At 70.3% G+C, this 19,328-nt stretch carries 17 protein-coding genes; 12 read left to right on the top strand and 5 right to left on the bottom strand.

Annotated elements, in window-relative coordinates; all coding sequences use genetic code 11:
- Positions 1 to 40: 40 nt before the first annotated feature.
- Positions 41 to 3,244: an efflux RND transporter permease subunit gene (locus QN245_RS05160; RefSeq protein ID WP_317844726.1), complete on the bottom strand. Its 3,204-nt coding sequence runs from the start codon at positions 3,242 to 3,244 to the stop codon at positions 41 to 43.
- Between the two features lies 1 nt (position 3,245).
- A complete protein-coding gene (locus QN245_RS05155) occupies positions 3,246 to 4,346 on the bottom strand; it encodes an efflux RND transporter periplasmic adaptor subunit (protein ID WP_317844725.1) in 1,101 nt (366 codons plus the stop codon).
- Between the two features lie 233 nt (positions 4,347 to 4,579).
- On the opposite strand from QN245_RS05155, the gene QN245_RS05150 reads away from it, so the two are divergent.
- The 8 genes from QN245_RS05150 (at position 4,580) to QN245_RS05115 (ending at position 9,413) form a co-directional block, all read left to right on the top strand.
- The gene (locus QN245_RS05150; protein ID WP_160965436.1) at positions 4,580 to 4,948 is read left to right on the top strand and encodes a rhodanese-like domain-containing protein; all 369 of its coding nucleotides are present in this window, start codon (positions 4,580 to 4,582) and stop codon (positions 4,946 to 4,948) included.
- Between the two features lie 4 nt (positions 4,949 to 4,952).
- Complete coding sequence (locus tag QN245_RS05145; protein ID WP_184447052.1) at positions 4,953 to 5,303, top strand: ArsR/SmtB family transcription factor; 351 nt, start codon at positions 4,953 to 4,955, stop codon at positions 5,301 to 5,303.
- Positions 5,300 to 6,136 (top strand): MBL fold metallo-hydrolase, encoded by an 837-nt coding sequence (locus QN245_RS05140; RefSeq protein WP_317844724.1) that lies wholly within the window; start codon positions 5,300 to 5,302, stop codon positions 6,134 to 6,136. Before QN245_RS05145 ends, QN245_RS05140 begins: the two co-directional genes overlap by 4 nt.
- A gap of 18 nt (positions 6,137 to 6,154) precedes the next feature.
- On the top strand, positions 6,155 to 6,649 hold the full coding sequence (locus QN245_RS05135) for a molybdopterin-binding protein (RefSeq protein ID WP_160965430.1): 495 nt from the start codon (positions 6,155 to 6,157) through the stop codon (positions 6,647 to 6,649).
- A gap of 16 nt (positions 6,650 to 6,665) precedes the next feature.
- Positions 6,666 to 7,442 carry a molybdate ABC transporter substrate-binding protein gene (modA, locus tag QN245_RS05130; protein WP_184645371.1) on the top strand — a complete coding sequence of 259 codons (777 nt, stop codon included), beginning with the start codon at positions 6,666 to 6,668 and terminating at the stop codon, positions 7,440 to 7,442.
- Between the two features lie 9 nt (positions 7,443 to 7,451).
- The gene (gene modB, locus QN245_RS05125) at positions 7,452 to 8,147 is read left to right on the top strand and encodes a molybdate ABC transporter permease subunit (RefSeq protein ID WP_184645369.1); all 696 of its coding nucleotides are present in this window, start codon (positions 7,452 to 7,454) and stop codon (positions 8,145 to 8,147) included.
- Between the two features lie 28 nt (positions 8,148 to 8,175).
- Positions 8,176 to 8,793 carry a molybdenum ABC transporter ATP-binding protein gene (locus tag QN245_RS05120; protein WP_317845308.1) on the top strand — a complete coding sequence of 206 codons (618 nt, stop codon included), beginning with the start codon at positions 8,176 to 8,178 and terminating at the stop codon, positions 8,791 to 8,793.
- A 62-nt stretch (positions 8,794 to 8,855) separates the two neighbouring features.
- Positions 8,856 to 9,413 carry a flavin reductase family protein gene (locus QN245_RS05115; RefSeq protein WP_160965424.1) on the top strand — a complete coding sequence of 186 codons (558 nt, stop codon included), beginning with the start codon at positions 8,856 to 8,858 and terminating at the stop codon, positions 9,411 to 9,413.
- Positions 9,414 to 9,538: 125 nt separating this feature from the next.
- Here the strand turns inward: QN245_RS05115 and QN245_RS05110 are convergent, their stop codons facing one another.
- From QN245_RS05110 to QN245_RS05100, 3 genes are read right to left on the bottom strand one after another with little or no spacing between them, the layout of a single operon-like run.
- The gene (locus QN245_RS05110) at positions 9,539 to 10,135 is read right to left on the bottom strand and encodes a hypothetical protein (RefSeq protein ID WP_317844723.1); all 597 of its coding nucleotides are present in this window, start codon (positions 10,133 to 10,135) and stop codon (positions 9,539 to 9,541) included.
- Complete coding sequence (locus QN245_RS05105; protein WP_317844722.1) at positions 10,132 to 11,574, bottom strand: TonB family protein; 1,443 nt, start codon at positions 11,572 to 11,574, stop codon at positions 10,132 to 10,134. Before QN245_RS05105 ends, QN245_RS05110 begins: the two co-directional genes overlap by 4 nt.
- Positions 11,564 to 11,932 carry a BlaI/MecI/CopY family transcriptional regulator gene (locus QN245_RS05100; RefSeq protein WP_160965418.1) on the bottom strand — a complete coding sequence of 123 codons (369 nt, stop codon included), beginning with the start codon at positions 11,930 to 11,932 and terminating at the stop codon, positions 11,564 to 11,566. Before QN245_RS05100 ends, QN245_RS05105 begins: the two co-directional genes overlap by 11 nt.
- Before the next feature lie 246 nt (positions 11,933 to 12,178).
- Here QN245_RS05100 and QN245_RS05095 point away from each other — a divergent pair, with 246 nt between their 5' ends.
- The 4 genes from QN245_RS05095 to QN245_RS05080 all read left to right on the top strand — a co-directional run bounded on the left by QN245_RS05095 (position 12,179) and on the right by QN245_RS05080 (position 19,328).
- A complete protein-coding gene (locus QN245_RS05095) occupies positions 12,179 to 14,134 on the top strand; it encodes an acetyl-CoA hydrolase/transferase C-terminal domain-containing protein (protein ID WP_317844721.1) in 1,956 nt (651 codons plus the stop codon).
- Between the two features lie 229 nt (positions 14,135 to 14,363).
- Positions 14,364 to 15,485 carry a phosphatidylinositol-specific phospholipase C1-like protein gene (locus QN245_RS05090; RefSeq protein WP_317844720.1) on the top strand — a complete coding sequence of 374 codons (1,122 nt, stop codon included), beginning with the start codon at positions 14,364 to 14,366 and terminating at the stop codon, positions 15,483 to 15,485.
- A 131-nt stretch (positions 15,486 to 15,616) separates the two neighbouring features.
- On the top strand, positions 15,617 to 18,355 hold the full coding sequence (locus QN245_RS05085) for a TonB-dependent receptor (RefSeq protein WP_317844719.1): 2,739 nt from the start codon (positions 15,617 to 15,619) through the stop codon (positions 18,353 to 18,355).
- 238 nt (positions 18,356 to 18,593) lie between these two features.
- The gene (locus QN245_RS05080; RefSeq protein ID WP_317844718.1) at positions 18,594 to 19,328 is read left to right on the top strand and encodes a DUF3348 domain-containing protein; all 735 of its coding nucleotides are present in this window, start codon (positions 18,594 to 18,596) and stop codon (positions 19,326 to 19,328) included.

Raw genomic sequence — 19,328 nt, 5'->3', positions numbered from 1 at the left:
ACGCCGGCACCGGGAACGGGATGTGGACGCATCGTCGCGCTCACGTCGCCGCTTCGCGCCGCGCCAGCGGGTAGTACAACAGCGGGATGACCAGCAGGGTCAGCGCGGTGCTGACCAGGATGCCGAACAGCAGCGCCACCGCCAGGCCGTTGAAGATCGGATCGTCGAGGATGAACAACGCGCCCAGCATCGCCGCCAGGCCGGTCAGCACGATCGGCGGCGCGCGCACCGCGCAGGCCTCGATCACCGCCTGTTCGGCGCTTCGCCCTTGCGCCAAGGCATGACGAATGAAGTCCACCAGCAGGATCGAGTTGCGCACGATGATGCCGGCCAGCGCGATCATGCCGATCATGCTGGTCGCGGTGAACTGCGCGCCGAGCAGGGCGTGGCCCGGCATCACTCCGATCACCGTCAGCGGAATCGGCGCCATGATCACCAGCGGCAGCAGATAGCTGCGGAACTGCGCCACCACCAGCAGATAGATCAGCAACAGGCCGACCGCGTAGGCGATGCCCATGTCGCGGAAGGTCTCGTAGGTGATCTGCCATTCGCCGTCCCACTTCACCGCGAAATCGCCGGTGTCGGCCGGCGGCGCGATGAAGTGCTGCTGCAGCGCCTGGCTGCCGGGCTGGGGCCGGCGCAGTTGCCCGACCAGGTCGAACATGCCGTACAGCGGGCTATCCAGGCGCCCGGCTTCGTCGCCGGTGACGTACACCACCGGCCGCAGGTCCTTGTGCGCGATGCTGTCGTCCCAGGGCAGGCGCTGCACCGTCACCAGTTCCGACAACGGCACCAGTTGCCCATCGCCGCCGCGCACGCGCAGCGCCAGCAGGCGTGCACTGGCGGCCTGATCGGCAGCCGGCAGGCGCAGCCGCACCGGCTGTGCCACCTTGGAGGCGCCATCGTGCAGCCAGGTGACGTCCAGGCCCTGCACGGCCGTGGCCAGGGCGTCTGCGACAGCCGCCTGGCTCACGCCAAGGCGGGCGGCGCGGACCCGGTCCACCACCAGCGTTTCGCGGCTGGCCGCGCTCTCCACGCTGGTGTCGACATCGACCACGTTCGGCGTGCGCAGGAAGCGCTGCGCCAGCGCCAGGGCGATCTGGCGGCTGCGCGCATAGTCCGGCCCGTACACCTCGGCCACCAACGGCGCCAGCACCGGCGGCCCCGGCGGCACTTCCACCACCTTCAGCGAGGCGCCATGCCGTCGCGCGATCGCTGCCAGCGGCGGCCGCAGCGCACGGGCGATGGCGTGGCTATGGCGCGTGCGCTGGTGCTTGTCGACCAGGTTCACCTGCAGGTCGCCGACGTTGTTGCCGCTGCGCAGGAAGTACTGGCGCACCAGACCATTGAAGTTGACCGGCGCCGAGGTACCGGCGTAGCCCTGGTAATCATGCACCTCCGGCGTGCGCTCGAGCACGCCGGACAGTTCCACCAACAGCGCGTCGGTCTCTTGCAGGGTGCTGCCCTCGGGCAAGTCGACCACGATCTGCAGTTCGGACTTGTCGTCGAACGGCAGCATCTTCAGTACCACCCACTGCAGCCCGACCAGGCCCACCGCGGCCAGCAGCAGGGCGGCGATGCCGGCGAACAGCCAGCCGCGCCGCCGCGCGCCGCGGACCGGATCCAGGAACGGGTGCAGCAAGCGCGCGAACAGGCGCTGCAGGCGCGGCGGCGCGTCGCCCCCCGCCTCTGCCTGCGCGGCTTGTACCGGCACATGGCGTTTCAGCAGCTTCAGCGCCAGCCACGGCGTCACCACCAGCGCGATCGCCAGCGACAACAGAATGCCGACCGAGGCATTGATCGGGATCGGCCGCATGTACGGCCCCATCAGGCCGCTGACGAAGGCCATCGGCATCAGCGCCGCGATCACGGTGAACGTGGCGAGGATGGTCGGACCGCCGACTTCGTCCACCGCCGGCGGAATCGCCTCGCGCAGGGTCTTGCCACCGGCACGGAGATGGCGGTGGATGTTCTCGACCACCACGATGGCGTCATCGACCAGGATGCCGATCGAGAAGATCAGCGCGAACAACGACACGCGATTGAGGGTGAACACCATCGCCCACGAGGCGAACAGCGTGAGCGCCAGGGTCAGCACCACCGCGCTGCCGACCACGATGGCCTCGCGCCAGCCCAGCGCGAACAGCACCAGCAGCACCACCGAGGCGGTGGCAAACACCAGTTTGTGGATCAGCTTGCCGGCCTTGGCCGCCGCGCTGGCGCCATAGTCGCGCGTGACCTCCGCATGCACGCCCTGCGGCAGCAGCTCGCCACGCAATGCCTGCAGGCGCGCACTCACCGCGCGGGTGAGCGCCGAGGCGTCGCTCCCCGGCTTCTTGGCGATGGCCAGGGTCACCGCCGGCGCTCGTCCCTGCGCCGGCCCGCCGCGCGCGGCCGGCGCGCTGTACCACACATACGCATCGGGCAGGTCGGCGCCGGCCTGCACCTGCGCCACGTCACGCAACTGCAGCGGCTGGCCACCGTGCATGCCGATCACCAGGTCGCGCACCGTATCGGCATCGGCCAGGAAGCGGCCGGCACTGAGTGGCACCGCGCGGCCGCCGCCGATCCGGTCGCCGAGCTGGCGCACCACGTTCGCGCCCTGCAGCGCCTGACCGAGGTCGGCCACGGTGAGGTCGTATGCGGCCAGCCGCGCCGGGTCCAGGGTCACCGTCAGCACCCGCGGCGGCGCACCGATGCTGTAGATGTCGCGCGTGCCGGGAATGCGCTTGAGTTCGGTTTCCAGCGTGCGCGCGATCGCGCCCAGGTCCGCGGCGCTGTGCTGCGGATCGTCGCTCCACAGGGTCACGCTCATCACCGGCACGTCGTCGATGCCCTTGGGCTTGATCAGCGGCGCGCTCGCGCCCATCCGCGTCGGCAGCACGTCCAGGTTGGAATACACCTGGTTGTACAGGCGCACCAGGGCGGTCTGGCGCGGCACCCCGACCTCGAACTCGACGGTCAGCACCGCCTGGCCAGGGCGGCTGACCGAGTACACGTGCTTGATGCCTTCGATCTCGTCGAGCTTCTGTTCCAGCGGCGTGCTCAGCAATTGCTCGACTTCGCGCGCATCGGCGCCGGGCAAGGCGACGAATACATTGGCCATGGTCACGTCGATCTGCGGCTCTTCTTCGCGCGGGGTGACCGCCACCGCGGCCAGGCCGAGCAGCAGGCCGAGCAGGGCCAGCAGTGGCGTGAGCGGATTGGCCTGGAAGAACGCCGCCAGGCGCCCGGACATGCCCATCTCAGCGCTCCGCCAGCGTGCGCCGCTGCGCCGCCAGCGCCTGTCCGGCGGCGACCGGGTCGCGCACCACACGCTCGCCCGCGCGCAACCCGGCCAGCACTTCCACCCGCTGTGCATCGCGCCGCCCGATCCGCAGCTGACGCAGGATCAGCCGCCCATCGGCCAGGACATAGACGGCGCTTAGCTCGCCTCGCTGCAACAACGCCGAGCGTGGAATGCTCAACGGCACCGCCTCCGCGGCAGCGCCGACGACCAGCGCAAAGCCGACCTTGGCCGTGGTGCCCGGCGCCGGGGCCGGCTGCAGCGCCGGCAGCGGCACCCGCACCGTCACGCTGTGGCTGCGCGGATCGGCGGTGGGGAACACCGCCACCTGCGGAACCTGCAGGCTGCGCCCATCATCCAGCCGCACCTGCGCGCGCGGCGCGGCACGGATCGCCTCCGCATCGGACTGCGGCACCTGCACCTCGATGCGCTGCGCGCCGGGCACGTACAGCGACAGCAACGCCTGCCCGGCCGCCACCGCCTCGCCCGGCTGCACCTGGCGCGCACTGATCACCCCGGCAAACGGCGCGCGCACCAGCGTGTACTCGGCCGGCTGTTGCGCCTGGGCCAGTTGCGCGGCGGCCGCGGCGCGGGCCGCGCTGGCCGCATCGCGGGTGGCGCGGGCCTGATCCAGTTGTGCGCGCGACACGTACTGCGCGTCGGCCAGGGCGGCATAGCGGCGGTAGCTGGCCTCGGCCTCGCCGGCGCTGGCCATGGCAGCGCGCAGCTGCGCCTGTGCGCTGTCGACACCGGCGCGCTGTTCCACCGCGCTCAGTTGCAGCAGCACCTGGCCGGCGGCGACCCGATCGCCCACGTCCACCACGACGCTGCGCACCCGACCGCCGGTCTGCGCGCTCAGCTCCGCATGTTCCACCGCGGCGACCACGCCGTCCCAGGAGCGGGACCCTATCGCCACGGCTTCCACCGGCGCGGTCGCCAGCACCGGCAATGGCGGCAGCGCAATGGCAGCGGCGTCATGGCGGCAGCCGGCGAGCGCCAGCATGGCCAGCGACGCGAACACAGCGGGCAGCGTCGCGCGGACGCTCCGGCGCAACGGCATGGCGGCAGTCGTGCCCGTGCAGCGCCGCCGTCCGGCGTTCTCCGCGTCCCAGATCGGCCAACGACGCACATGCATGATCGAACTCCAGAAGGAAAGGCAGGTTTGCGCCGTCGACGGGCGATGCCCCGCGGCGGCGGTTGCGACCGCGCGAGGCTGGCCGCGAGATAAATTAGAATTTTCTTATATTAGAGTCAACTGATATGATGTGCACACTTTCCCGCCGAGCACCCCCAATGCCCGTCTCCTCCGCTCAAGCCCTGGTCGATCGCGCACGCGCGCAAATCCACGAAACCCCCGTCCACACCGATGCCGCCGCCACGCCGCTGCCCGGCGAATGGATCATCGACGTGCGCGAACCCGGCGAGTTCGCCATGGGCCACCTGCCCAACGCCATCAACATCCCGCGCGGCATCCTCGAATTCCGCCTCGACGCCGATCCGGCGCTGGCCCGGCGCGACCAGCCGATCCTGCTGTACTGCGCCAGCGGCGGCCGCTCCACGCTGGCGGCGCTGAGCCTGCAGCACCTGGGCTACACCGCGGTGCGCTCGCTGACCGGTGGCTTCCTCGGCTGGACCGCGGCCGGCGGCCCGGTCGATTTCTGAGCCCATGCCGCGCCGCGCCGCGCCCGCCCTGGATCCTGCCGCGATGCGTGCGCACGCCAGCGAGGCCGCACGCCTGCTGAAGGCGCTCGGCAACGAGAAGCGGCTGCTGCTGTTGTGTCTGTTGGTGGACAGCGAACAATCGGTCGGTGAACTCAACGCACGCGTGGAGTTGAGCCAGTCGGCGCTATCGCAACATCTGGCGCTGCTGCGCGAGGATGGGCTGGTGCAGACCCGTCGCGACGGCCAGACCATCTATTATTCGCTGGTGCCCGGCCCGGTGCAGCGCATCCTCGAGGTGCTGCACGGCATCTACTGCAGCGCCGCGCCACCCGCCGCCACCAGGAGCGATCGATGAGCCAGCGTCCGCACGTCCATCCCTTCCACCATGCCGGTTCCGGCACCTGGAGCTATGTGGTCGAGGATGGCCAGGACGCCGCGGTGATCGACCCGGTGGTGGGCTACGACCCGCAAAGCGGCGCGCTGGACGACGCACCGGCGCAGGCCCTGGCCGAGTGCCTGGCCGAGCGTGGGTTGCACTTGCACTGGATCCTCGAAACCCACGCCCACGCCGACCATGTCTCCGCGGCGCAATGGTTCAAGCAGCGCTGGCCACAGGCGACGCTGGCGATCGGCGACGGCATCCGCGAGGTGCGCGCCCGCTTCGCGCCGCAGTTCGGCTTGGACACAGAGGCGCAAACGCAGGCGCGCTGCGGCTTCGATCACCTGTTCGCCGATGGCGAGCACTTCGCGATCGGCGGACTGCAGGCGCAGGTGATCGCGGTACCCGGCCACACCGGCGACAGCGTCGCCTACCTGATCGGCGATGCGCTGTTCCCGGGCGATTCGCTGTTCATGCCCGACAGCGGCACCGCGCGCTGCGATTTCCCCGGCGGCGACGCGGCCACGCTGTACCGCTCGATCCAGCGGCTGTACGCACTGCCGGAGGCGACGCGCGTGTTCGTGTGCCACGACTACGGCGCCGGCGGCCGCGCGGTCGCCTGCCAGACCAGCATCGGCGAACAGCGCCGCGCCAACATCCACGTGCGCGACGGCATCGACGAAGCGGCCTTCGTGGCCTTGCGCCAGGCGCGCGATGCCACGCTGGCCGAGCCGCGGCTGATGCAGCCATCGGTGCGCGCCAATATCCAGGCCGGCCGCACCGACGATCTGGCACCGCCCACGCACTGAAGACGCTAGGATGCGGGCATGCAACGATCCCGCTTACTCGCCCTGCTCTGCCTGAGCCTTGTCTGCATGCAGACCCGGGCGCAGACCGCACCCGCGCCCGGCGACGCCGCAACGCACGCCGCCGGCGCCCTGCCCATCGCCCTCGACCCGACCGCGCTGGCCGCGGTTCCACGCGAGCGGATCGTCGCGCAGGCGCACGGCCAGCGCCTGGACTGCGAAGGCGTGGCGCTCGCCGCCCTGTTGCAGGCGCAACACGCGATGCCGACCGAGCCGCTGCGTGGCGCGCAGTTGCAACGCCGGATCGAGGTCGTCGCACGCGACGGCTACACCGCCGTGTTCGCCCTGGCCGAGCTGGACCCGACCCTGGGGGCGCGGCGCGTGCTGCTGGTCGACCGCTGCGGTGGCGAGCCACTCGCGGCCGACGCGGGGCCACTGCGCCTGATCGTGCCGCAGGACCAACGGCCGGCGCGATGGGTGCGCCAGGTTCGCGCGATCACCGTCATCACCCCCTGATCCTCTGGAGCCGCTCATGCCTCGTTTCCTGCGCCGCTTGTGCCTGTTCGTCCTCGCCGCCGCCATCGCGCTGCCATCGGCCGCCGCGCAAACCCCGCTGACCGTGTTCGCCGCCGCCAGCCTCAAGGAATCGCTGGACGAGGCCGCCAGCGCCTACCAGCAAGCGCACGGCACCCCGGTACAGGTGTCCTACGCCGCCAGCTCCACGCTGGCCCGGCAGGTGGAACAGGGCGCGCCGGCGGACGTATTCGTGTCCGCCGACCAGGAATGGATGGACTACCTGCAGCAGCGCAAGCTGATCGACCCGGCGCAGCGCCGCGATCTGCTCGGCAACACCCTGGTACTGGTGGCGCCGGCCGCCAGCACGGCGCAGGTCGATCTGCGCAAGCCCGGCGCGCTGCTCGCCGCGCTCGGTGCCCAGGGGCGGCTGGCAGTCGGCCAGACCGCCAGCGTGCCCGCAGGCAAGTACGCACGCGCCGCGCTGCAGGCGCTGGGCCAGTGGGACAGCGTGCAGCCGCGCCTGGCCGAGAGCGAGAGCGTGCGCAGCGCGCTGATGCTGGTGGCGCGCGGCGAAGCCCCGCTGGGCATCGTCTACGGCTCCGACGCCCAGGCCGAGCCGAAGGTGCGGGTGGTGGCGACTTTCCCCGCCGACAGCCATGCACCGATCGTGTATCCGGTGGCGCCGCTGCGCGCGAGCACGCAAGGCAAGGCCGCCGCAGAGTTCGTGCGCTGGCTGGGCACGCCACCGGCGCAGGCGATCTTCCGTCGCCACGGATTCTCGCTCGCCCACTGAGGCCTGCCGTTGTTCGACTTCACCGCGCAGGAACTGACCGCGATCGCACTGAGCGTCAAGGTGGCGCTGGTCGCGGCGCTGGCCAGCCTGCCGTTCGCGGTGGCCTGCGGCTGGCTGCTGGCGCGGCGCCGCTTCTTCGGCAAGGCCTTGCTGGACGCGCTACTGCACCTGCCGCTGGTGATGCCGCCGATCGTCACCGGCTATGCGCTGTTGCAGCTGTTCGGCCTACAGGGTCCGATCGGCGGCTGGCTGTTCGAACAGTTCGGCGTGCAGTTCGCGTTCCGCTGGACCGGCGCGGCGCTGGCCAGCGCAGTGATGGGCTTTCCGCTGATGGTGCGGGCGATCCGCCTGGCCCTGGAAGCCACCGACCGCCGCCTGGAAGCGGCCGCCGCCACGCTCGGCGCCGGCCCATGGCGGGTGTTCTTCACCATCACCCTGCCGCTGGCGTGGCCGGGCGTGGTCGCCGGCGGCGTGCTCGGCTTCGCCAAGGCGCTGGGCGAGTTCGGCGCCACCATCACCTTCGTCTCCAACATCCCGGGACAGACCCAGACCCTGGCCTCGGCGATCTACGGCCTGCTGCAGGTGCCCGGCGCCGAAGCCGGCATCTGGCGGCTGGCGGCGGTGGCGCTGGCGATCTCGCTGGGCGCCTTGCTGGCCTCCGAATGGCTGGTCCGGCGCCAGCGTGGCGCGGAGGCGGACGCATGAGCCGCGCATGCACCCGGAGCCGGCGCCGATGCTGAGCATCGACCTGCACCTGCAGCGTGGCCGTTTCGCCCGCCACGTGCGCATCGAGGAGCAGGCGCGCGTGGTCGCCCTGGTCGGCCCGTCCGGTGCCGGCAAGACCAGCCTGCTCAACGCCATCGCCGGCGTGCTGCCGCCGCGCAACGGGCGCATCGCCATCGATGGCCGCGTGCTGTACGACAGCGCCGCCGGCATCGACCTGCCGGCGCACCGCCGCGGCATCGGTTACGTGTTCCAGGACGCGCGGCTGTTCCCGCACATGGACGTGCGCCGCAACCTCGGCTACGGCCGCCACGGCCGCGGCCAGCCGGCACGCTTCGCACTGGACGCAGTGGTCGAGCTGCTCGGCATCGGCGCCCTGCTCGGGCGGCGCCCCGACACGCTCTCCGGCGGCGAAGCGCAGCGCGTGGCGATCGGCCGCGCGTTATTGGCGCAGCCGTCGCTGCTGCTGTTCGACGAACCGCTGTCGGCGCTGGACGCCGATCGCCGCAGCGAACTCATTCCCTACCTGCAACGCGTGCGCGACGAAGTGCGCCTGCCGATGCTCTACGTCAGCCACCAGGCCGAGGAAGTGGCGCGCATCGCCGACGCGGTGCATCGGCTGGACTGACGCCGACACCGCGTTCACCGCCGCTGGCGAGACTGGGTTCTCCACCCGCCAGCACACTTCGCATGCGCCGCTACCGCAAGCTCGACTTCCCCACGCAGGAGGTCCGCCGCTTTCTCGAGCCGGGCCCGGTGGTGCTGGTCAGTTCGGCCTGGAAGCAGCAGCGCGACATCATGACCCTGGGCTGGCACATGGTGCTGGAGTTCTCGCCGTCGCTGCTTGCGTGCTGCATTTCCAGCGCCAACCACAGCTTCGACCTGATCCGGCGCAGCCGGCAATGCGTGATCAACCTGCCCACCGCCGACCTGGTCGACACCGTGGTCGGCATCGGCAATACCAGCGGCGCGGAGCTGGACAAATTCGCGCACTTCGGCCTCACCGCGGTACCCGCCACGCACGTGGCGGCGCCGCTGATCGCCGAGTGCTACGCCAGCTTCGAATGCCGCCTGCACGACGGCAGCCAGATCGGCAAACACGGCCTGTTCGTGTGGGAGGTGGTCAAGGCGCACGTCGCCGCCTCGCCGAAGCGGCCGCGCACCCTGCACTACCGTGGCGACGGCCGCTTCATGCTGTCCGGCCCGGAGATCTCGCGGCGGCGCCTGTTCAAGCCGGAGATGCTGTAGCCCCGCGCGGATCGCGCCGCTGTCAGTGGAGCGGAGCGGAAGCGGACAATCCCTGTGCCGCCCCGCCCGAGCGAGGACCACGGGCATCCGGAAGACCGTCCTGACCGGATGCCCCAGCCGCCGGCTCAGCGCACGCCGCTCACGCGACCGGACTGCACGCTGGCCTTGCCTTGCCGGACCTCGAAAGTGAACGCATAGGCCAGCGTCACCGGCACTTCCTGCACCGACTGCGCGTCGTCGCAATGCCCGTCCTGCGCCGGCCGCTGCGCCGGATCGGCATAGGTACAGATGGCCGCCGGCACGAAGCGCCACTGCGCGACCGCGTCCTGTACCGCCTGCAGCAGATCGGCCATCTCCGGCTGCGCGCCCGCACTGCAGTCCGGGCGATCGTCCAGCAGCGCGCTGCGCTCCACCGCGCCTTGTGCGGACAGGATCACCCGCACACAGACCGTGGTCGGGGCCAGGCTGCGGCGCGGCGAATCGGCCGGCAGCTGCGGGGTCGGTGCCTGCAGCGGTTGCGGCATGCGGAACACCTGCTGCGGCTGCATCTGATACGACTGCACCGCGGCCGCGCCCGGCGCCGCGCCGAAGCCCGTTTCCAGCATGCGCTGATCCACCGAGTCGATCCGTTGGGTCTGCTGCGGGGCCTCCCGTGGCACCTGGCTGGCGCAGCCGGTCAAGCCGAGTGCGAGCAGCATGCCGGTTCGCCAGTGCGCCTTCATCGCACGGTCCGCACCATGCCGCACAGCGGCGCGGCACCGCCCGTGCCGGGGAACACCTTGTCGCACAGGCTCGCCACCGCATCGCCGGCACCTTCGCCCAGGCGGTACCAGCGGTAATCGGCGGCCTCGGCGACGCCCGCCGGCGCCTCCACCGGATCCATCTCCACGTCGAACGCCACCGGGATCTTCATGCGGCTGGGCACGGGGCTGCCGTGTTCGGTCGCCGGAGAGAACCGCCACTTCCAGGCGGCGGACACCGCCGCCGCATCCAATGCCGCACTGCCGCTGCCATGATCGAGCACGCGCACACCGCTGGGCGTCCCGTGCGCGTCGAGGTCGACCAGCAGCATCACCTTCCCGGAGACGCCGGCACGCACGGCGGCTTCGGGATACTTCGGCGGGGTCATGTCGATCACCTTGGCGGGCCGCGTGGTCGCCCGCGCTTTGGCAGATCCGCGCTGCGGCACGGGTGCCTGTGCGCTGTCCATCTCGCTGGCAACCAACTCGCGCGCCATCCCGCCGACCGGCGCAGCGCTAGGCAGCGCCAACACCACGGCACTCCCGCTCAGCGCAGCCAGCGTCACCACCGCGATGCCGGCACGACGCCGCCAGCCGCGCACCGCCGGACGCCGCAGCAGGGCAATGCGCTGGCACAACACGCTACCCGCCTGCCAATGGCAGCCCACCGGCAAGGCCAGCGCATCCAGTTGCGTCTGCAGCATCGCCTCGGCGTAGTGGCGGCGCGTGCCGGGATGGCGTGCCAGCACCGCCGCATCGCAGGCCAGTTCCTGATCCAGGCGGAAGCGCGTGGCCGCCCAGTGCAGCAGCGGATTGAACCAGTACACGCAGCGCAACGCGGCGAGCAACAGATTGCAGCGGGTATCGCCGCGGGCGATGTGCATGCGCTCGTGCGCCAGCACCAGCTGCGCCTGCGGCGGCGGATAGCGCGCGGCGAAGTCCATCGGCACCACCACCTGCGGCCGCCACGCGCCCAGCACCAGCGGCCCGTGCGACGCATGTTCGGCGACCAGCACACCCTCCTCACCCCGCCGCAAGCGACCCAGGCTGCGCCGATAGCGGCGCTGTTGCCGCCACAGCACGGCCGCCGAGGCCAACGCACCTGCCAGCCACACCGCCAGCAACCACACCGTGGCGTGGCCGTTCGCCGGGGCGCCGCCATCCGCGGACATCTGCGCCTGTGGCGCGCCGACCAGCACCGCCGGCATGTCCAGCACCAACCCCGCCGGCAACGATGGACGCCAGCCGCTCGGCAACAGCGCCACCAGCAGCGCCAGCGGCACCGCCGTCCATAGCGCGTAGGCGATGCTGGCGCCGAACGCGCGCCGCATCGGCACGCGCAGCGCCAACACAGCCGCGATGGCCACGCTGACGACCAGCGCGGTGCTACCGAGGTCCCTCACGATCCCGTCAATGCTCATCGTCCAGCTCCTGGATCAGTCGTTTGAGTTCGGCGATATCGGCGTCGCTGAGCTTGCCGCGCTCGCTGAAGTGCGCCACCAGCGGCGCGATACGGCCGCCGAACAGGCGGTCGAGCAGGCCTTCGCTCTGCTGCTGCACCCACTGCGCGCGCAGCAGCAGGGGCGTGTACAGATAGCGGCGGCCTTGTTTGTCGGCGCGGATCGCGCCCTTGTTGAGCAAGCGGTTGAGCAGGGTCTTGACCGTGGGTTCGGCCCAGCCGCCATGGCCGGACAAGGCGGCGAACACCTCCTCGGCGCTGAGCGGGTGGCGCTCCCACAGCACCTCCATGACCACGGCTTCCGCATCGCTGATCGACATTCGTTTACACCCGTAAATTTTCATCGATTACACGAGTAAACAAAACCGCTGTCAAGCGCTTTTTCCAATCCCGGCGCCGCCGCCGCGACGAGTACCGCGGCGCCCGGACACTGCGGCGACAACGAGCACGCCGACGCGTCACCGGCGCCCGGCGGCTACAAGCACTCATCGGAAGCCGTCCCGCCTGCACCGACGTACCCGCGCCATGTCCGAAAGCACTGCAATCGGCGGCACACCCTCTAAGCTATGCCGATGACCGATCATCTCGACGACCTCGACGCCGCTGCCGACCTGATCCTGCAGCGCATCGCCGGCCCGCTGCGCGTGGGCGCACCGCTGGGCCTGGGCAAACCGCACCGCCTGCTCAACGTGCTGTACGACCGGGTCGAACACGATCCGACGCGGCCGCTGCAGATCTACACCGCGCTGTCGCTGCATCCGCCAGCGCCCGGCGGCGGGTTGCAGGGGCGTTTCGCGCGGCCGTTCGTGCAACGCCATTTCGGCGACGACTTCCCGCGCCTGCGCTACGTGCAGGCGATGCAGCGCGATGCGCTGCCGGCGCACATCCAGGTCGAAGAGTTCTACATGCAGTCCGGCGCGCTGCTGCGTTCGACCCAGGCGCAGCGCAGCTACACCAGCCTCAACTACACCCATGCCGCCGACGCGGTGGCGCAGCGCGCGCCGAACCTGATCGTGCAGAAGGTGGCGCGCGAGCCCGACGGCACCCGGCTGTCGTTCTCGTGCAACAACGACATCACCCAGGACACCCTGGCCGCGGTGCAACGGCGCGGCCTGCCGCGGCCACTGCTGGTGGCCGAAGTCGATCCGCAGCTGCCGTGGATCGGCGGTTGCGCGGCAGTGGAGCCGAGCTTCTTCGACGTGGTGGTGACCCCGCCGGGGCCGTATCCGCGCCTGTTCGGGCTGCCGCGGCAGCCGGTCGCCGATGCCGATTACGCCATCGGCCTGTACGCCAGCACCCTGGTGCGCGACGGCGGCACGCTGCAGATCGGTATCGGCACCCTGGCCGATGCGCTGTGCCACGCGCTGGTACTGCGACATACCGACAATGCGCGCTACCGGCAGGTGCTGGCGGCGCTGGATCCGGGCCTGGAGCGGCATCCGGCGGTGCGCGAATGCGGTGGTCTGGATCCGTTCGCGGTCGGCCTGTTCGGCTGCAGCGAGATGCTCAACGAAGGCTTCCGGCAACTGGTCCAGTGCGGAGTGATCCGGCGCAAGGTGCTCGACGACGCGCCGCTGCTGCAGCGCGTGGCCGACGGCAGCGCCGACGCGCAGGACCTGCAGCGCCTGGAGCGTGAGGGCGAATACCTGCAGGGCGCGTTCTACCTGGGCTCGCCGGAGTTCTACGCCTGGCTGCGCGACATGGATCCGCAGGCGCGCGCGGCGATCGGCATGCGCCGCATCAGCGAGATCAACCAGCTCTACGGCGGCGAGACGCTGCGCCGGCTGCAACGGCGCGAGGCGCGCTTCTTCAACTCCTGCATGATGGCCACCGCGCTCGGCGCGGCGGTGTCCGATGCGCTGGACGACGGCCGCGTGGTGTCCGGGGTCGGCGGCCAGTACAACTTCGTGTCCATGGCGCACGCGCTGGACGACGCGCGCAGCGTGCTGATGTTCCGCGCCGTGCGCAGCGATGCCGGCGCAGCGCAGTCCAACGTGCGCTGGAACTACGGCCACACCACCATTCCGCGGCACCTGCGCGACCTCTACGTCAACGAATACGGCATCGCCGATCTGCGCGGCCTGACCGACGAGGATTGCATCGCCGCCATGACCGGAATCGCCGACGTGCAGGCCCAGCCCGCATTGCTGGAAACGGCGAAGGCCAACGGCAAGCTGGCCGCCGAGTTCGCGGTGCCCGCGCACTGGCAGCGCAACCACGCTGCGCGGGTACGCGACGCGCTGGCGCCGTTCCGCCGCGACGGCACCCTGCCCGACTACCCGCTGGGCAGCGATTTCACCGAAGTCGAGCAGCGCCTGCTGCGCGCCCTGTCCTGGCTGCAGCAACACACCGCCACTACCGGCGCCAAGTTGAAAACGGTGGCCAGCGCGGTGCTGGCGCGCCCCACGGCGGATGCCGCCTGCATGCAGCGCATGGGGCTGGATGCACCGCGCAGCATCGGCGAGCGCCTGGAAGCGTCATTGCTGGCGTTCGCCCTGCAGCGCACGCGCACGCCGCAGTGACGCGCGAACGCGCCTGACGCGCCAATGCGCAGGCGCGGGTCGATCGCGGCCGACGGCGCGAGAGGGTGATCGCAGTCGCGCGCGCGACGCATCGCAGGGTTCGCCGCACATCGGCAGCGATGACACGATTCGGCAACATGCCGGCAGGACGCGCGTCAACTCCGCTCGGGATGCTGTCGGGATATCGTTACCAAACGGATCCGCGATGCCTTCCAAGCGTTCTGTCCCGATGTCGTCGAAGTCCCGTCGCGGGTCGGTTGCGCTGCGCGCCCTGTTGGTGGTGTTGGCGCTGTTGCCGTTGGCGCTGCACGCCGAGCCCAAACTCAACGACCTGCAATACATCGGCAGCCACAACAGCTACCACGCCGGTTTCGCGCCCAGCGAAGCGGCGCTGTGGAAGCGGCTGGACCCGGCGACGTTCGCATTGCTGGATTACCGGCATCCGCCGTTGACGCAGCAACTGGACGACGGCGTGCGCCAGATCGAACTGGACATCTACGCCGACGCCAAGGGCGGACGCTATGCGCACCCGGCGATGATCGACCAGCTCGCCAAGGCCGGCCTGCCGCCGGCTCCGCCAATCGCCGCGCCGGGGGTGATGCAGCGACCGGGCTTCAAGGTCATGCACATCCAGGACCTCGACCAGCGCAGCACCTGCCAGCCGCTGCTGGCCTGCCTGCGCGAAGTGCGGGCGTGGTCGAAAGAGCACCCCGGGCATCTGCCGATCTTCATCCTGCTGGAAACCAAGCAATCGACGCTGCCGGCAGCGTTCCCCACGGTGCAGCCGGAGCCGTTCGACGGCAAGGCGTTGGATGCGCTGGACGCCGAGCTGCGCTCGGTGTTCGCCGCGAACGCGTACATCAGCCCGGACCTGGTGCGCGGCAACGCCGCCACGCTCAACGCCGCCGTGCTCGCGCATGGCTGGCCGACGCTGGCGGCGGCGCGCGGCAAGGTGGTGTTCCTGCTCGACCAGCGTGCCGTCGGCCCGGCCTACCTCGCCGGCCATCCGTCCTTGCGCGGCCGCGTGTGCTTCACCAACGCCGATCCCGGCACCGACGATGCCGCCTTCGTCGAGCGCAACGACGGCAGCGCCGATGAGATCGCGCAGTTGGTGAAGGCCGGCTACCTGGTGCGCACGCGTACCGATGCCGACCTCAAGGAAGCCGCGCACGCCGACACGAAACGGCGCGACGCCATGCTGGCCAGCGGCGCGCAGTTGCTCAGCACCGACTTTCCCGACCACGAGCCGGCCGCCTCCGGCTACGTGGTGCATTTTCCCGGCGACGCCGTCGCCCGCTGCAATCCGCAACGTCCACAAGCCGACTGCCACGGCGTCGACCTGCGCCACTGATCGCCCGCGGCCGCGCTGCGTCGCGGCCACGCCCACACGCATGCAATGGAAGGCCTGGGCGATCCGCGCGCCGGCATCGGCGTGTCCGGACCTCGGATCGCAACCGCTGTTTCCCCCAACGAGTCGCCCCCATGTCCCCGTTCCATCGCCCCAGTCCCCTGTGCTGTGCCATCGCCCTCGCGCTTGCGCTCTCGCCCGCCGCCCACGCCAGCGACGCAGCTGACGTCACTGACGCCAGCGCGCGCACCACCACCCTGGATTCGGTCAACGTGCAAGCCGCGCAGGCCACCGTGCCGGGTTCGCTGGACGAACAGCGCCTGTCCAACGGCGTCAACAGCGTGATGAGCAAGCAGCAGATCGATGCGATTCCCTCCGCCGGCATCGCCGACGTGGTCGCGCACCTGCCCGGGCTGTCGGCCTACAGCGACATGCACCTGGGCCAGGCCACCACCGGCGAGAACGCCTACGTCAGCATCCGCGGCCTGGATGCCAGCTACAACAGCTACCGCCTCAACGGCTTCGGCATGCCCGAGACCGACTCGTCCACGCGCGCGATCTCGCTGAACATGCTGGCGCCGTTCGGCATCCAGTCGGTGAAGGTCTCCAAGTCGCCGACCCCGGACCTGCCGGGCGACGCGATCGGCGGCGCGATCGACATGCGCACGCCCAGCGCGTTCGACTTCGATGGCGATTTCTACGGCAAGACCACCGCGCAAGGCCAGTTCAACGCGCTCGCCTCCGACCTCGGCGGCAAGCACACCGGCGGCACGGTGCAACAGGAACTGGCCTGGAAGTTCGGCGACGACCACGCGTTCGGCGTCTATGCCTCGGCGTACTACGGCAAGAACAACAACATGGCGCAGGCGCCTGCGCCCAACAGCGCGTACTTCCCGGCGGATCCGGCGCAGGCCAAGGCCGTCGACCTGCGCGACGTCGGCCCGCTGCTCAGCGCCCGCTACAAGTACAGCGTCTACACCAGCCAGATCGAGCGCTACGGCGGCAATCTCGCCTTCGACTGGCAAGGCGACCATAGTTCCTTCTTCACCCGCGCCATCTACGGCAGCTACAACGTCACCGGCCAGCAGGATCAGTCCAGCGCACGCCTGGAAACCGTCAACAACCAGCCGACCGCGGTGCGCGGCGGCTACTTCAACACCCACGACATCAAGGAAACCCTGGCCACGCTGCAACTGGGTGGGCAGACCACGCTGGACCGCCTGCGCTTCGATTACGGCAGCTCGTTCGGGCGCGGCACGCGCAGCCGCCCGGACTACGTCGCGGCGAGCCTGTACGGCTTCACCCCGGGCAGTTTCGCGTTCGATCTCAGCGACCCGACCTACCCGAGCATCGGCCCGAGCTCGCCGGCCCTGAAGAACTTCTTCTACAGCCTGGATTCGGCGCTGTTCTGGAAGACCCAGGGCCACGATGCCGGCAGCCACGACAACCGCGCCAACGCGCATGCCGACATCAGCTACCGCGTGGACGGCGACATCCTCGACGAGGTCAAGACCGGCCTGTCGCTCGACCACGCCGATCGCGGTTCCTACGATCACCCGTTCTTCCACAAGGACGGCAACTTCATCTACAACGGCCCCTACTTCGGCGGCAGCAACTACGTGTTCCCCAACGCCGGCGGCCCGCCGCTGAGCGCCCTCCCCGGCCGCCTCACCTACGCGACGTTCGATGGCCACTATGCCGGCCCATTCAAGATCCTGGACCGCGACTGGGTGCGTGCGCAGGCGGTGCCGTACAAGTACGTCAACGATCCCAATGGGGCCGGCATCTATACCGCCAACGACTACAACGCCAACACCACCTCCAGCACCGAGGCGATCTACGCCGGCTACGCGATGGCCACGCTGCATGTCGGTGCGGTGACCATCCTGCCCGGCGTGCGCTACGAACTGACTCGCTACTCCGCCGACGCCTGGCAGTCGAACGGCGACGGCATCAATGGCCGCTTCGTCGGCAGCGGCCGCAGCTACGGCGAGGTGTTGCCGGGCATCAGCCTCAACTACCGTCCTGACGACCTGACCGTCTACCGCGCCTCGTTGCGACGCAGCTTCAGCCGCCCGGCGTTCGGGCTGATTTCCGGCGAGACCGTGTACACGGTCGACCCCACCCAGAAGGTCATCGGCATCTCCAAACCCAATCCCGACCTGCAGCCGAGCAAGGCCGACAACGCCGATCTGTCCGCGGAATTCTACGACCGCAACGGCGGCGTGCTCAGCGCCTCGACCTACTACAAGCGCATCAGCGGCTTCATCTACACCTCGCAGTCGGCGACCAGCAACGACAACACGCTCGGCGGCCTGGTCCCGACCGGCACCACCTTCGAGGACGGCGTGCCGGTGACCATGCCGCAGAACGGCGGCACCGCCAAGCTGTACGGCGTGGAGCTGGCCGGCAGCAAGCGCCTGCAGGACCTGCCCGGGGTCTGGGGCAATTTCGGCATCGCCGCCAACCTGACCCTGCAGCACAGTTCCGCCGACAGCAAGCGCGCCGATCAGCCCGGCAAGACCTGGCTGCCGCGTGCGCCCGAGCGCATCTACAACCTCGACCTGTTCTACGACGACAGCCACCTGCGCGCCGACCTCAGCTACAACTACACTGGCCTGCAACTGCTCGGCCTGACCAGCGACCGGCTCAACTACTACCTGCAACCGGTCAAGTCGCTGGACTTCACCGCCACCTACCACCTGCCGCACGGCATCGACGTCGGCATCGCCGCCAAGAACCTGCTCAACTCGGCCACGTTCTACGAGACCCAGGGCAAGTCCACGCGCTACATGGCCTACGACCCGGGCGCCGATGGCGCCTATGTGGAGACCGGGCGCGTGTACATGCTTACGCTGAGCTATACCTACTGACGCTGCCCCTGCCTCCGGCGCGCCGCGCCGGAGGCCTTGTGGCGTATCGGCAGCCTTGGACGCACCGGGCTGTGCGCACGCCTGGAATAGCGTTGGTCCCGAGGGCCGCCGCGTGAGCGGCGCCTGCGCGCCACCAGGACCGCGCGACGCCCGCCACGCAACGGTTTCCGCCCCACAGACGCACGCGCCGACGGGGGATGTCATTCGCGTGTAAAATTGCGGGTTTTTGACCACTCACATGGCGAAAGCCCCTCCACGGGCGCCCGTCCCGGGCCCGGCCTTCATTCGCCTGCTGGCGCGCCTAAGCGATGCGCCGATGCCCGCGTCCAGCCCCGCGCTGGCCGACCGGCTCGGCCAATGGATCGACTGGAACCGCGCGGTGGCGGTGTCGCGGGCGCTGGACGGCAAACTGCCCGAGCCTGCCGAGGACGCGCCCGAGGTGCCGGAACCGTCGGCGCTGGAGGCCGAATGCGGCCGCGTGCGCGCCGCGCTGGAAGAGAGCATCGCGCTGGATATCGCCAAGGAGACCGGCAAGCCCGTGGGCAAGCGCCAGCACGACCCCGACGCACCGATCGAGTACGCGCCCTTCCGCCAGCGCTACCTGGCGCTGCAACGGTCAATGCTCACCGCCACCGGGCGCCTGCGCGGCCTGCTGCGCGACGCCCTGGTCCCGCTCTCGCCGGACATGGCGCGGCTAGCCGAGGTCGACGCGGTCATGGAACTGACCCTCAGCCCGCGCGAGCAGAGTTTGCTGGCCACGGTGCCCAACCTGCTCGAAGCGCATTTCCAGCGCCTGCGCGCCGCTGCGGCGGCGCCCGCCCCCGATCCCTCCCTCATCGACGTTCCGCCGGCGCCGTCCGATACGGCCTGGCTGGACCTGTTCCGCCAGGACCTGCACAGCGTCCTGCGCGCCGAACTGGACGTCCGCTTCCATCCCATCGAAGCGCTGCTCGCCGCGCTTCGCAGCCGTTGA

The sequence above is a fragment of the Xanthomonas rydalmerensis genome (assembly GCF_033170385.1).
Lineage (GTDB): Bacteria > Pseudomonadota > Gammaproteobacteria > Xanthomonadales > Xanthomonadaceae > Xanthomonas_A > Xanthomonas_A rydalmerensis.
Note: the sequence above shows the minus strand (reverse complement) of the source record. Positions and strands in the feature narration are given on the sequence as shown.